Here is a 13,429-nt window from a genome sequence, read left to right as displayed (position 1 = left end):
GACGACGATGACCAAGATCGGGCTGCGCAATTTCTGGTTCCAGGTGCACAAATGGATCGGCCTGATCCTGGCGATCCTGATCATTCCTTTGTGCGTGACCGGCGCGGCGCTCGTCTGGGACGAGGCGCTCGACCATGGCCTCAATCCGCAGCGCTATGCGGTCAGCGGCCAACAGACGCTTGATCCGCAACTCTATGTCCACGCCGCGCGTGCGGCGCTCAAGCCGGGCGATCGCATCCAGTCTATCACGTTATCCAATGGCGACGGCCCGGTGATCGTCGCGGCGATACCCGGCGGCGCCAGGCCGCAAGCGGGTCCACCGACGCGCACCAATGTCTGGCTCGATCCGCCGACCGCGCGGGTGCTCGATCGTGCGAGCAGCAACTCCGGCCTGATCCGCGCGATGCATATGATCCATGGCAGCATGATGATCCCCGTCTGGGGCCGCTCGATCGTCGGCTGGTTGGGCGTCGCGATGCTGTTTTCCTGCTTCACCGGCATCTGGCTGTGGTGGCCCACGGTCGGCAAATGGGTGAGGGGCCTGCGCTGGCGCCGGCACCGCAATCTCGACACCAATCTGCATCATCTGTTCGGCTTCTGGATCGCCTTACCCCTGTTCGTGCTGTCGCTGACCGGCGCGTGGATCAGCTTCCCGCAATTCTTCGGCGCGATGTCGGGCGCGCAGCCGCAAAAGGGGCCCGACCGCGCCGCGCTCGCGAGGGCGAAACCGCTGGAAGCGCCGAAGACCGGCCTCGATAGCGCGATCGTCAATGCGCGAAAGGCGCTGCCCGGCGAGATCGCAATGATTGCCTGGCCGACCGACCTCAAACCGGAATGGACCGTCACGATCGGCGAGGGCGCGGGGCGTCAGGTTAAGGTCGACGATGCGACCGGCGCGGCGACGGTATCACCCCTACCCAAGGAGGACACCGCCCGCCTGATGCGCCGCATCCATGACGGCACGCGGATGGGCTTGCTGTGGCAGGTGGTGATTTTTCTGGGCGGCCTGCTGCCGGCGATCCTGGCGGTCACCGGAGTCATCATGTGGTGGCGTGCGCGGGGGTGGAAGGCCGAGCTGAAGGCGCGGCAGCGGGCGAAGGCGACAATTTCCTAGCCCCTCCCCTTCAGGGGAGGGGTTGGGGTGGGGCCTATCCGCAGACGATGCGCTTGGGGCACCGCCCCACCCCCAACCCCTCCCCTAAAGGGGAGGGGCTTGAGGAAGACGACCTACCGCCCCAACAACACCCGCGCTTGCCCCGCAATCTGCGCGAGCATCGCGGCGTTCGGTGTTGCCGCCGTCCGGGCGCGGTCGACCACGCCCTTGAATTGCGCGACGCGGCCGGCATTGGCGCCCAGCCACATCTCCACCGCGCCCTCGGGGTCCTTGCCGGCGTGCCGCGCGAGGAATTCGAGGCGGAGCTGCTGGAAGTCGCGCGCGAGCCCTGCGATCAGCAGGCGTTCCCAGGGATCGCTCGACACGATGCGCGCCGCGGTGGCCTGCGCCCAGTCGAGCCCGAGCGCTTGCCCCAGATGGGTGAAAGCCTTCGTCAGCACCGTTTCGTCCATCCCGAGTTCGGCACCGAGATCGGCGAGGCCGACCGCGCCGTCGAGCTCGAACAGCCGCACGACCTTCTTCGCCAGCGCGGCCGGCGCGCCCGCCGCTTCCAGGCTGGTCGAGATCCGCACCGATTGCGCGCTCGCTTCCTCGAGCAGCAATTCCTTCGTCTTGCGGTCGAGCGCCGACACGCCCTTGGCCAGTCGCGCGATCACCGCCGATGGCGTGGTGCCGGGCGCGGTCACGCGCAGCAGATCGGCGATCTGGCTGCGCACCGCGGCCGCCACTTCGTCGAACAGCGCCAGGCGGCCGGTTTCGGGCATCGGCGCCCGCTCGATCTCCGCCCATAATTTGTCGAGATCGTAGAGCCGCTCGACCACGACGAACATCGCCGCGATGTCGGCCATCGCGGCACCTTCCTCCTCGGCGAGCTCGAACGGGTGCAGCACGCCCAGCCGGTTGACGAGGCGATTGGCCAGCTTGGTCGCGATGATCTCGCCGCGCAGGCGGTGATGGTCGATCGCGTCGGCGAACTTCTTGCGCATCGCCGGCGGGAAAGCGGCGTGCAAGTCGGTGAGCAATTCGTCGTCACTGCCCAGGTTGGAATGCTCGATCGCGTCCTGCAGCGCGAGCTTGGCGGTGGCGAGCAACACCGCCAGTTCGGGCCGCGTCAGGCCGCGACCTTCGGGCGCACGGCGGAGCAGGGTGCCGTTATCGGCCAGTCCCTCGACCACGCGGTCGAGCCGGCCGGCGCTTTCGAAAATCTCGATCAGGCGGACGAAGCTCGGCAGTGCCTGGGCGCCGTCCTGCTCCATGATCGACAGCGCCAGCGTCTGCAGCCGGTTGTCCTCGAGCACCAGGTGCGCGACGTCGTCGGTCATCTGGACGAGCAATTTGTTGCGCGCCTCGAATTGCAGCCGGCCCTCGATCATCTCGCGGTTGAGCGCGATCTTGATGTTGACCTCGTTGTCCGAACAATCGACGCCCGCCGAATTGTCGATGAAGTCGGTGTTGATCCGCCCGCCCTTCGACGCGAAGGCGATGCGTCCCGCCTGGGTCACGCCCAGATTGGCGCCTTCGCCGATTGCGGTGGCGCGGATATCCTCGGCATTGACGCGCAGGCGGTCATTGGCCGGGTCGCCGACCTCGATATGGTTCTCGGCTGCCGCCTTCACATAGGTGCCGATGCCGCCGAACCAGATCAGGTCGGACGGCGACTTGAGGATCGCCGAGATCAACGCCGCGGGCTCGAGTTCGTCGGCCTGGATGTCGAGCGCGGCTTTCACCTGCTTCGACAGCGGGATCGTCTTGGCGGTGCGCGGATACACGCCGCCGCCCTTGGAGATCAGCTTGGGGTCGTAATCGGCCCAGCTCGACCGCGGCAGGTTGAACATCCGCTCGCGCTCGGCCCAGCTCGCGGCCGGATCGGGATCGGGGTCGAGGAAGATGTGGCGATGGTCGAACGCCGCGATCAATTTGATCGCCTTGCTCAGCAGCATGCCGTTACCGAACACGTCGCCCGACATGTCGCCGCAGCCGACCACGCGGATCGATTGCGTCTGCACGTCGACCCCGCGCTCGGCGAAGTGGCGCTGGACCGAGACCCAGGCGCCCTTGGCGGTGATCGCCATCGCCTTGTGGTCGTAACCGTAGCTGCCGCCCGAGGCGAAGGCGTCGCCCAGCCAGAAGCCACGCTCGATCGCGATCGCATTGGCGACGTCGGAGAAGGTCGCGGTGCCCTTGTCGGCGGCGACGACGAAATAGGGGTCGTCGCCGTCATGGATCGCCACGCCCTTGGGATGGACGACCTTGCCCTCGACGATATTGTCGGTGACGGACAGGAGCGTGCGGATGAAGATGCGATAGCTCTCCGTTCCTTCCGCAAACCAGGCATCGCGGTCGACCGCGGGGCTGGGCAGCTGCTTGGGATAGAAGCCGCCCTTGGCGCCGGTCGGCACGATCACCGCGTTCTTCACGCGCTGCGCCTTCATCAGGCCGAGGATCTCGGTGCGGAAGTCGTCGCGTCGGTCGGACCAGCGCAGCCCGCCGCGCGCGACCGGGCCGGCGCGCAAATGGATGCCCTCCACTCGCGGGCTGTACACCCAGATTTCGCGCCAGGGCAGCGGCGCGGGGAGGCCCGGCACCTTGTGGCTGTCGAGCTTGAACGCCAGCGCCTCGTCCGCCGCGGGCGTGAAGGCGTTGGTGCGCAGGGTCGCGGCGATCACGCCATGGATCGCGCGCAGGATGCGGTCGTCGTCGATCGCCGAGACATTGTTGAGCCCCGCCTTGATCGCTTCGTCGGCGGCAATGACGCCGGCCTCGCGCTTGCCGCCGGGCGCGTGCGCGGCATCGAACCGCTCGATCAAAGCGGCGGTCACCGCCGGCGCGCGACGCAGCGCGTCGACCACCGTGGTCAGGCCATAGGTCAGCCCGCCCTGGCGCAGATAGCGGAACCAGGCGCGGAACAGCACCGCCGAGCTCGGCGCCATGTTGAGGTCGACGATCAGGCGGTTGAACGCATCGTTCTCCGCATTGCCTTCCAGCACCGCCGCGACCGCATTTTCCAGCACGCTGGTATTGCCGTCGAACACGTTGCGGACGCCGCCGGCCGCCTCGATCAGGAATTCGTGGATGAAGCCCTGGCTCTCGTCGCTCAGCGCGGTCGGCACTTCCTCGATCACGCGGAAGCCGAAATTCTCCAGCACCGGCACCGCGTCCGACAGCGCGATCGCGCCGCCCAGGCGATAGAGTTTCAGCCGCGCTTCGCCGCGCGCGTCGCGATAGAGGCGCACCGCGCGTTGATCGGGCGTGTCGAGCGTCGCCAGGCTGAAGATGTCGCGCGCGGCTTCGTCGGCGGTGTTGACGGTGCGATAGCCTTGCGGGAAGCAATTGGCCCAGCGCAGCGCCAGCCGGGTCGACCGCGCCGCGTCGCTTTCCGCCAGCGCCGCTTCGACCGCCGGCGCCCAGCCGCGCATCATCCGCGCCAAGCGGGTATCGAGCGCCGCCACGTCGGGCATGCGGCCCTCGCCGCGCACGTCGACCGTATAGCGGATCAATGCGACCAGATCGTCCATCGCGATCGCCCAGTTGAGCAGGGCGCCGCCGGCCGCCTCGGACAACATCTCGCCGATCGCGATGCGGCGCGCGGTGGTCAATTCGTCGCGCGGCAACCAGACGAAACAGAACAGATGCCGGCCCAGGATCGACCGCGCCATCACCAGTTTCGGCCGCGGCCGGTCGGCCAGGCTCATCGCCGTCAGTGCTACTTCCTCCAGCGCTTCGGGCGTGAAGGCGATCAATAGGTCGTGGGGCAGGGTGGTCAGCGCATGTTCCAGCGCCTTGCCGGCATGGCCCTTGGGATCGAACCCGAATTTCTTCTGCAGGTCGGCCAGGCGGGTGCGCAACGTGGGCACGTCGTCCGGCGGCGAATTGAGCGCGGACGACGTCCACAAACCGGCATGGATCGACAGGCCGGCGACTGTCTTGCCCTCGCGGATCGGCACCACGACCAGGTCGAGCGGGATGTGGCGATGCACGCTCGAAATGCGGTTGGACTTGAGCAGCAACGGCGCTTCGTTGCCCTTTTCGAACCATTCGATCGCCAGCGCGCGCGACGCTTCGGCCAGGATCGGCGTTTCGTTCTTGTTGCGGCAAATGCCCAGCGGATCGCGGGCGCCGCCGTCGCGGCCGAACTTGCCGTGGCCGAGCAAGGTGAAGTGGCGGTCGAGGAACCAGTTGAGCAATTCCGCGCCCGCGCCACCCAAAGTCCCGGCGTCGGCGGCCATCGCATCCTGCAGCGGTACCCAATCGGACACCGCGGCGCGCACGTCCTTCAGATTGTCTTCCAGCGCGGTGACCAAGGCGCGGCGCTCGCGCGCGTCGGCCCGTTCCATCTCGATATAGATCATCGATTCGGGATTGCCGTCGCCCACGCTCATCAGCCCGCCCGATTGGTCGCGCGTGACCGGAATGACCGGGTGGATGATGCGATCGACCGCAATGCCCTGCGCCGCGATCGTCGCCGCGACCGAATCAACCAGGAACGGCATGTCGTCATTGACGATCGCCACGCGCATGCGGCGGCGCGGATCGTTAGCGGCGATCGGCTCGATCACGATCGTCGGTCCGCCCGGCGGCCGGCTATAGGCAGCGGTGGCGACGAAGTTCGCCGCTTCCGCGCGCTCCGCCTTTCCGAATCCCTGCAGCTCTCCCGGCAAGGCGCCCTTGGTCAGCCGGTCCGCAAGCGCGTCCGACAGCGATTTCAGCGTGGTCTTGGCCATCGCCGCCCTATGCTCCCGTGAAGCGGCGGGCTCAAGGATAGTTTCGAGTGAAACTTGGTTTGTGGGTTAGCGGGGTGCTGACCTGACACGCAAAACGTCGTCATCCTGCCAATAGCCGTCACCCCAGCGAAAGCTGGGGTCTCAGGCGATCGATATACTGCACGAGACCCCAGCTTTCGCTGGCGTGACGAGGAGGTGAGGCCTTGCCCCTTTCCTCCGTCATCCCGGCCTTGTGCCGTGTTCGAGCTTTGGCTTGCCCCCGGCAAGCCAAGATCGTGTCCGGGGGACACGATCTCGCTCGAGCACCAACGGGAGGCTGGGTGAGAAGCAAGAGGCTCAAGTCCGGCGCTCGCGGTACCTTGGACCCCGGAACAAGTCCGGGGTGACGGTAGAGAGACCTACGACGTCGAAGTAACCTACTTCGCCGCCTTCAACGTCCGGGCCGCCAGCGGCCGGTCGTTCGCCACCGAAGCAACGATATCCACCGTGCCTTCCCCCGTCGCCCGCCCCAGCAGCACGACCAGTTCCCCAGGCTCCAGCCCAGTCGCGAACTCGATGCTGGCCAGCACCAGCCGCTCGGCGATATCGGCCAGCGGATCGCGCGCCTCGTCCTTCTCCGGGTTGCGTGCCGCGCGTTCGGCCGCGACCACCGCCTTGATCCCGCCCTCGACCGTTTCCAGCAACGGCGTCAGCTGGCCGGCGGGGATGGCATGGCGGCGGGCATGCGCCAGCACCGCGGCGAATTCGGTCAGTCGCGCCTTGTCGTAATCGGCGCCGAACACGAGCTTCGCCACCGCGGTCATCGGCGCGCGCTCCTGCACGGTCACCCCGGCATCGGCGAGCAGGCGTTCATAGGTCTCGTTATCCTGTTCGGCGGCGAGTCCGAAATCGTGCGCACGGCCCAAAGCGCGATACAGCGCGGCGCGGCTGCGCGTATCGGCATTGGTCGCGGCCTGCGCGGTCTGGCGCGCCTGTTCCAGCTTGCCGGCCAGATCTTCCGGCTCGGGCACCAGCGCCGTGTCGGCGGCGGGTCCATCGGCCCAGACCGGGGCGGCGGCTTGCGGCTTGGGCGCGGCGCGCAGCGCGCTATCGACCTCGGCGTCGAGCTTCTTTTGCGTCTCGGCGTCGACCAGTTCCTTCCAGTTGATCACGCCATAGATGAAATCGATCGTGTCGTCGTTGGACGAAAAGGGCATCAGGATGCCGCGATACATCGTATTGTGCCCGCGCGTGCCGACGAACTCGGCCTCGAACCCGATAGGGGCGCGGTTGGCGATGATCTGAAGATAATGATCGGTCAGCCGCGACAGCAGCGACCGGCTGGGCACCTGAGAGATATGCGTGATCGACTGGTCGAGCGCGGTCTCGTCGCGCAGCGCGCGGCCCAGAAAGGCGATCGCCGGATCCTCGATCCCGGCGGTGAAATCGAGCAGCACCGAATGCGGACCGAAATCGGCGATATTGGCGGGGTCCAGATCCTCGATAGAGGGATAGGCCCGCCCGCGCAGCAACGACACCCAATGGTTGTACGCGCGCACGTGCATTCGGCGCTCGTCGGTGCCGATCGCCGATGGCGCCGTCGTGTCGTCGATCCCATCATCCGCGACGACGCGATCGGTATCCGACCGGTCCTCTTCGTAGCCGCGCTGCGAATCCATAAACGTCCCCTGGGCGCACATCGCCCCGTACAGAGCGTGTTTTGCCCCGGGCGTGGTAAATGAAGCGTAAAGGGTGTTTGGGGGGCTAGAAGTAAATAAGGGCGGCTGTGCTGGAGCTGTCTTTCCAACCAGCTACTCGCCGGGATCTGGTCGGAGCCTCCAATAAACCTCAAGCAGTTGACAGCAGAGGGCAGCGGGCGACATTGATCCCAGCGCTTCATTAGCCGCAATTGCGATTTTTTAGTGCCATTCCCAACGGAGTAATGAGCCCGTGAACGGTACCCCAAAGGCGAGAGGCATCCCAGAGGTTCGCGAAACTTTCCGGATGATCATGAAGCGACACGCCGGAGATTTTGGTCGTTTTCTGACTAAGAATATGTTCGGCGCGGTGTCGACGTTCATTGCGACTCTTAGCATAATCGTCTTCGGTCTCGTGATCGTAGGCTGGATAGACTTGCCGCCCGGAATACTGGCTAAGGGCCTACACGAGACGGTCGCCGGGATCGGGCGTATAGCCCACGCCAGTATTGGAGAATTGATCCGTTTTACCTGGCCTGCCGTCGTTCTCGTAATCGTAGCCTTAGTCCTTCTTACCCGGCGGCTTGATGGGGGAGCGATGTGGTTGGCTAGGAGAGCTCAGAAGGTCAAAGTTGGGGAGGTCGAGCTAGAGTTTACCCCAGAGGCAGCAAAGCGGCTCGCGCAAACTACGGAAGAGGCGTTCGACTCCTTTCGCGAAAAGGCCGACCGCGAGTTTCGTCGCCAGGTAGCGGCGCTAGACATAAGGCAGAGTCTAGAAATGATGCTCCGCAACGCGAACGCGCTCAAGGACGGAAAGCCGATTTCCGATATCGCGAGCGTGCGTTGTACCCTATATGTAGAGGATATCCTTTTTGAAGATCGGCTGTACCAACTTACCGAATATTACCCGTGGGACGGTAAGTCGTCAGCTGGTCGAACTTTCTCGAAGCGCTTCGGTATCGTTGGCAGATCGTGGCGCACTGAAACCCACCTGGCGGAGGGGGACGTTCGAACTGATCGCGAATCCTTGATGTGCGACTGGGGCATGACTCGAGAGGAGGCCAGTCGGCTCACACGACAACGCCCCTCCTATTTATGTTCCGTTCTTCGCGCTCCCGCGCAAGATGGCACCGACAGCCCCGACGGCCTCCCGGTTGGTCTGTTTTTCGCGGATTGTGATTCGATAGGCGCCTTTGGAGATGCTAAATCCGCCACGGCCCTTGCGGCAGCGATTGCGAAAGCAGCATTTGAATGCGGCCTGCGGGCTAGGTTGAAGGTGTTACGTGAAGAGCTCAACAAGTACTCTGCAGCGATCAAATCTTAATAGCGACCTCTCCAAAGGCGTGTATGATGCGGTAGCCGATCATTATTATAACGCCGAGCTCCATCCAACTTGCGCGGCCTTCAGAGCCGCAAGCATCCAGCTCATTCGTAGTCTCGCACCGGAAAAGCCGACAAACGGGATCATCGTTGAGCTCGGCGCCGGCAGATCTTCGATCCCGGAATCGGTAGCCTGGTGGAATGTTCGCCCTCTGGTTCTTGTGGATGAATCCCCAGCGATGCTGGCATATAGCAACCATCTTGCATCCGCTTCCGTCACACTCGTGAACGCGGATGCACGACAGACTGGCCTCCCAACCGCGACAGCTGGCTTGGTAGTTGCCAGCCTCGCCGACCCCTATAACGATCGGAAGCTTTGGGACGAGATCAAACGACTTCTTCGGCCCGATGGGACAGCTATTTTCACAACACCATCTTTCGAGTGGGCAAGCCGATTTCGACCCAATGGACAAGCGGCGGACCAGGACAATGCTGAATTTTTATCGCCGGACGGGCGAGCAAGCGCGCTTCCTTCGCTTATATTGTCGAGAGACGATCAGAAGGACATGATTGCTAAGGCAGGATTACTCGTCCTGACGATCGAAGGCCGTTCGCCGACGCAGGTCACTGAAGCGTCCGCAGCGCCAAAACTTAGTTCAGTTCCCCCCGATGGAAGCTTCGTCGACGCTTACTGGTGTCGCATCAAATAGCAAATTTGATTCGGCATTACGGTAACAGGTGCAGGCGATCTATGCAGGTAGAACCGTATTCCCGCACAGAAGTTAAGCGCGATGGTAGGCGGCATGGATTTAACGAAGCAATCGGAGAGCTGCGTGCTGACCTCTTCAGTCCTGACTTATCAGCTGTCTAAGAAGATCGTGTTCGTCGTCGGAAATCACACGAAAGGGACATCCAATCTCATAAGCGATGCGTCGGGCAGCGGCTTGCGCGATGGCTTGGTGGCCACGAAGAACATCGACGTTCCGGTTAGGTCGCTGACGTCGAGCGTCGTTGCAGCGGCGGGTAGCGATGACGGAGGGCTCTGCTTCAAGAAAGCAAATTGCCGCGAGGCCTAACGCCGCGAATACCTCGCTTGGTATCTCGATCAAACCATCGCGTCCGTCGATAATACTATGACCGTCAAAAACGATCGGGACAGTGGCATGTTCGACTGCACGATTGAAACCCGAAATCAGCAAAGCCTGATTTTCAACTACCGCTCCTGTTCTCAGATCTTCTGAACTCTGCGGCTGATCAGCGCGGAACTGCAGCTCTGCCTTAATCAGGTCGCTCGCCTGGAGGTGCATGAAATCGACGTGACTCGCGATGGCTTTGAGCAACGTCGATTTTCCAACGCCGGACAAGCCGAGTAACCCGATCCTGCGCATTAGACCGAAAACCCGAAATCTATGTGGCTCAGGACCGACCGCAACTGCGCTGGCTCGAGGTGTTTGATCGATTGCGGCGGGTGATCCGCAAACACGTTTTCGTTCTGTAGCGTGGTGAGAGAAACGGCTGGCGCGATGTGCCCGGCCAGCAGGAAATTGATCACCTTAACCGGGCGAGACCCAGAAGGTGCCATTTGCGTGAGTTGGCTGTCGCTATAGACGGAGCGACCGCCGGCGATCCGTCGCAGTTCCTCCGGCGACCGCGCCAGCGCCATTTCCTCGAAGATGCCGACGGTCGTTATCGCTTGCGATGGCGTGCCGACTGATTTGCCTTTGTAGAAAAACAACAACGCGCCAGGCTGTGAGATCTGCTGCTGTGCACGACATAGATAGACCTTTCGGATCGTGTTGCCTGGGGTCTGCATCCCGGTCTCGGCTGGCGATTGAAACAGGCTGTACTGTCTTCGCGTTACCAGCTCAGGAAATAGTATTTCGTGATAGCCTTCCTGGATCGGAATGGCATATGCGCTCACGCCGTTCCCGGTCGCGAAACGCGGATAGTTGCGACGCGCGAGATCGAACAGGGATTTTCCCGGTTCCGGAAGTAACCTTTCGCGAAGCAGCGCCTTCTCATAGACTCGCTCGCCGTTCGGATTGTCGTGGGTATGTATGAACCCATAATATTCCAAGAGGTCGATGAGCGTGGCTTGGCCGGGAAAGGTGGTCAGATAGACGACGTCGTGTCGGTTCGATTGAGCATACCAGAGCACCTGTTTGAGCAGCAGTTCGCCAAGCTTCACCCCGCGGCTCTCGGGCCGGACCTTAAAGGTGCAGACCTTCAAGATTTTATCGCCCGGCAGGATCGCATCGGTGTCACCGGGTCTCTCGTCCTTGCGAACGATCAGACCTGCAAGCGTGCCTTCGTCAATGACAACCCAGCATTTACGCATGGCCTTGACGCACTTTTCTCGCCACCAGTCGTCAAACGGCGGATAGTCAGCGCGCAGGCTCGCGAAAATGGGATCGCTCATAGGGATCGTGTGCGCATCGATCTCTTTGATCGCGGGCAGCGAAACCTTGATCGGCTCGTAGGTCGTACGGAGGAGCGAAACAGCATCCGCGACGTACAGGACCCGATCGCCCAAGGTTGCCGATACCCGACGGGCGCGTTCGTGCAGACCTTGGTCCTCGGTGACCAAAAAGTCGGCGACACCTAGATCTAGCGCGTGAAGCAGAGTCGCATCGACGACGTCGTTCGGTTTGCGGAGCGGACCAAATCTTGTCGCAAGGGCTGCCTCTTCGAGGCCGATGACTTTTTCGATAACGGGAAATTTCTGGATCTTGCTGAGTGAGACCCGGCGCCGATCGTCATTACGATCGCGCTTGATATCGTCGATCGCAGCCGCATGGACGTAAACGCCGACGCCAAAACGCGCCGTCAGTTGAAGAAGCGACACGAAATTGGGTGAAACCTCGGCATGATCTTCGAGGCCGATGAAGACGTTTGTATCAATGAGATATTTCGGAACACTCATAGTGGAGAGCTTCCCGCATCTGTTGCGTCGCGTAGAGGAAGGACTGCGGGGGTTCAAAATTAAATCGATCGCGTAATTCGCTAAGTTCGAGCGCGCGGCGAAGCGGTCTAGCGCGCTTCAGTTCGATCGCGTATCCGCGCTCAACCCCCTCAAAATAAGTGTCAAAATCTTTACGCGCGATACAGGCGCGATCGGAAAAACTATCCCAGATCTCCTTGGGCGCGCAACGATGAACCTGCCCAATTTCAGCGATGCCGAGCAGCGCGCGCGTCGGACTTGTGGCGTAGATCAAAGCGGTTGTTCCAGCCGGAACCGACATGGGAAACCGCCGCCGGAGTTCTATGGTCTTTACGCCGCTGACAATCTTGTCGCAATAATCGGGCTTGATGCTGAAAACGACATCCCGGCGCGGTGGTAACCGCTCCTCGCCGACGATCGGCAATACCAACTGATTTTCGTCGACTGCTTCGAAGCGAAAATCCGCTTCGCGCATGCTGGTAACAAGCGCCGAGGCATCGTCGAAGCGAGCATCGATGCGAACGGTCGCGCCGAGTGCCGAGAGATAATCGCGAAGAGTTGAGACAAGAATATCGCGACGGCCCTCCACCCGCGACAGCGCAGCCTGCCCGATGTTGAGGCGTGCCGCCAATTGCTCCTGGGTCAGACCAGCGAGCTTCCGAATTTCCCGAAGGCGCTGACCAATATGAGTGTCGCTTTCCGGCGCATCACCGGCCTTGGCCTCGAAGACTTTGCCGACTACCTTCATTCGCGCCACGTGCCTCTTTCAATATCTTCTTAGAATATTACCTCAACGGCATATTCGATGCCAGGGGATTGTGCGGCGCAGCGATATGCCGGTCTCGATTGTCGGATGGTTGAAATGCGGCGGCCCAGGGGCGGCATTCGTTATATGCCAGTCACTGCGCTGTTCCTGCCAAAGCCGGAAGCGCCCAATGGCGAACGGGTCTAAATAATCTGAGATTGCAACACCTTTTCATTCTCCCCATACCGTGGCTCATCAGTCTCCGTCATCCTCGTCATGTGAACCAAACTCGGCTGCTGCGACGAGCCGTGAAGAGGTCGAACGTCCGAACCTAGAGCATTACAGACCTTCAACTTACAATCCTGGGGCGGATCGGCCGTGGGTTACTATGCGGGCCTATTCAACGTGCTAAATCGCGCCCCAAACAAAGCGTAATGCACCTAACGACCAGGCCGCAGCCACAACCCGCTCCCCCTCTCTTGCGACGAACGGTGCATTTTCCCCTACCAATCCGATGGGAATTGCGCCATAGGCACCGCCGGACTTACCCAGGACCAATTCGCGAGGCGCTGTGCCGAGCGGGGGCGCGGCCTGGATATTACGGAGGTTTGTCCATGAAGAAGCTCGTAGTTCTTTCGGTGATTGCTCCTGTCGTGCTCGGCCTCGCGGCTTGCGGCGGCAACAAGACGGCCGACAACGCCGTCGTCGTCACCAACACCGACGACGTGAACCTGACCGACACCACCAACATCACCGACGAGAACGTCAGCGACGTCACTGCCAACGGCAGCAACGTCGCCGAGTAATCGGCGCGGCGGCGGGGCGACCCGCCACCGAAACAAACAGGCCGCGCGGTCCGATGGGATCGCGCGGCCTTTGTTTTGTCCGGGGCAGCGGCGCGGCGGTCGCTGT

At 62.5% G+C, this 13,429-nt stretch carries 9 protein-coding genes; 4 read left to right on the top strand and 5 right to left on the bottom strand.

What is annotated here, in order from left to right; all coding sequences use genetic code 11:
- The first annotated feature begins 7 nt into the window (after positions 1–7).
- A complete protein-coding gene (locus tag Q0L25_RS05785) occupies positions 8–1,114 on the top strand; it encodes a PepSY domain-containing protein (protein WP_296612409.1) in 1,107 nt (368 codons plus the stop codon).
- 113 nt (positions 1,115–1,227) lie between these two features.
- Here the strand turns inward: Q0L25_RS05785 and Q0L25_RS05780 are convergent, their stop codons facing one another.
- The gene (locus tag Q0L25_RS05780) at positions 1,228–5,835 is read right to left on the bottom strand and encodes an NAD-glutamate dehydrogenase domain-containing protein (RefSeq protein WP_296612407.1); all 4,608 of its coding nucleotides are present in this window, start codon (positions 5,833–5,835) and stop codon (positions 1,228–1,230) included.
- Positions 5,836–6,251: 416 nt separating this feature from the next.
- On the bottom strand, positions 6,252–7,493 hold the full coding sequence (locus Q0L25_RS05775; protein ID WP_296612406.1) for a hypothetical protein: 1,242 nt from the start codon (positions 7,491–7,493) through the stop codon (positions 6,252–6,254).
- A gap of 271 nt (positions 7,494–7,764) precedes the next feature.
- On the opposite strand from Q0L25_RS05775, the gene Q0L25_RS05770 reads away from it, so the two are divergent.
- A complete protein-coding gene (locus Q0L25_RS05770; protein WP_296612404.1) occupies positions 7,765–8,835 on the top strand; it encodes a hypothetical protein in 1,071 nt (356 codons plus the stop codon).
- Positions 8,795–9,541 (top strand): methyltransferase domain-containing protein, encoded by a 747-nt coding sequence (locus tag Q0L25_RS05765; RefSeq protein WP_296612402.1) that lies wholly within the window; start codon positions 8,795–8,797, stop codon positions 9,539–9,541. Before Q0L25_RS05770 ends, Q0L25_RS05765 begins: the two co-directional genes overlap by 41 nt.
- A 135-nt stretch (positions 9,542–9,676) precedes the next feature.
- Here the strand turns inward: Q0L25_RS05765 and Q0L25_RS05760 are convergent, their stop codons facing one another.
- The 3 genes from Q0L25_RS05760 to Q0L25_RS05750 are packed head-to-tail and all read right to left on the bottom strand — an operon-like array spanning position 9,677 to position 12,520.
- Positions 9,677–10,219 (bottom strand): AAA family ATPase, encoded by a 543-nt coding sequence (locus tag Q0L25_RS05760; protein ID WP_296612400.1) that lies wholly within the window; start codon positions 10,217–10,219, stop codon positions 9,677–9,679.
- Positions 10,219–11,754 carry a GNAT family N-acetyltransferase gene (locus Q0L25_RS05755; RefSeq protein WP_296612398.1) on the bottom strand — a complete coding sequence of 512 codons (1,536 nt, stop codon included), beginning with the start codon at positions 11,752–11,754 and terminating at the stop codon, positions 10,219–10,221. Before Q0L25_RS05755 ends, Q0L25_RS05760 begins: the two co-directional genes overlap by 1 nt.
- Positions 11,729–12,520, bottom strand: a complete 792-nt coding sequence (locus tag Q0L25_RS05750) for a helix-turn-helix domain-containing protein (RefSeq protein ID WP_296612396.1) — start codon at positions 12,518–12,520, stop codon at positions 11,729–11,731. Before Q0L25_RS05750 ends, Q0L25_RS05755 begins: the two co-directional genes overlap by 26 nt.
- A gap of 611 nt (positions 12,521–13,131) precedes the next feature.
- Here Q0L25_RS05750 and Q0L25_RS05745 point away from each other — a divergent pair.
- Positions 13,132–13,323, top strand: coding sequence for a hypothetical protein (locus tag Q0L25_RS05745; protein ID WP_296612394.1), 192 nt, complete (start codon positions 13,132–13,134; stop codon positions 13,321–13,323).
- Positions 13,324–13,429: the final 106 nt, after the last annotated feature.

The organism is Sphingomonas sp., from assembly GCF_024508665.1.
In the GTDB taxonomy this organism is placed as follows: domain Bacteria; phylum Pseudomonadota; class Alphaproteobacteria; order Sphingomonadales; family Sphingomonadaceae; genus Sphingomonas.
This window is presented reverse-complemented; position numbering and strand designations above follow the sequence as displayed.

What these genes read in the sequence shown, in the direction of transcription:
- Q0L25_RS05755 (WP_296612398.1), bottom strand. Translation starts at nt 11,754, where the DNA reads ATGAGTGTTCCGAAATATCTCATTGATACAAACGTCTTCATCGGCCTC.
- Q0L25_RS05745 (WP_296612394.1), top strand. Translation starts at nt 13,132, where the DNA reads ATGAAGAAGCTCGTAGTTCTTTCGGTGATTGCTCCTGTCGTGCTCGGC.
- Q0L25_RS05750 (WP_296612396.1), bottom strand. Translation starts at nt 12,520, where the DNA reads ATGAAGGTAGTCGGCAAAGTCTTCGAGGCCAAGGCCGGTGATGCGCCG.
- Q0L25_RS05775 (WP_296612406.1), bottom strand. Translation starts at nt 7,493, where the DNA reads ATGGATTCGCAGCGCGGCTACGAAGAGGACCGGTCGGATACCGATCGC.
- Q0L25_RS05760 (WP_296612400.1), bottom strand. Translation starts at nt 10,219, where the DNA reads ATGCGCAGGATCGGGTTACTCGGCTTGTCCGGCGTTGGAAAATCGACG.
- Q0L25_RS05785 (WP_296612409.1), top strand. Translation starts at nt 8, where the DNA reads ATGACCAAGATCGGGCTGCGCAATTTCTGGTTCCAGGTGCACAAATGG.
- Q0L25_RS05780 (WP_296612407.1), bottom strand. Translation starts at nt 5,835, where the DNA reads ATGGCCAAGACCACGCTGAAATCGCTGTCGGACGCGCTTGCGGACCGG.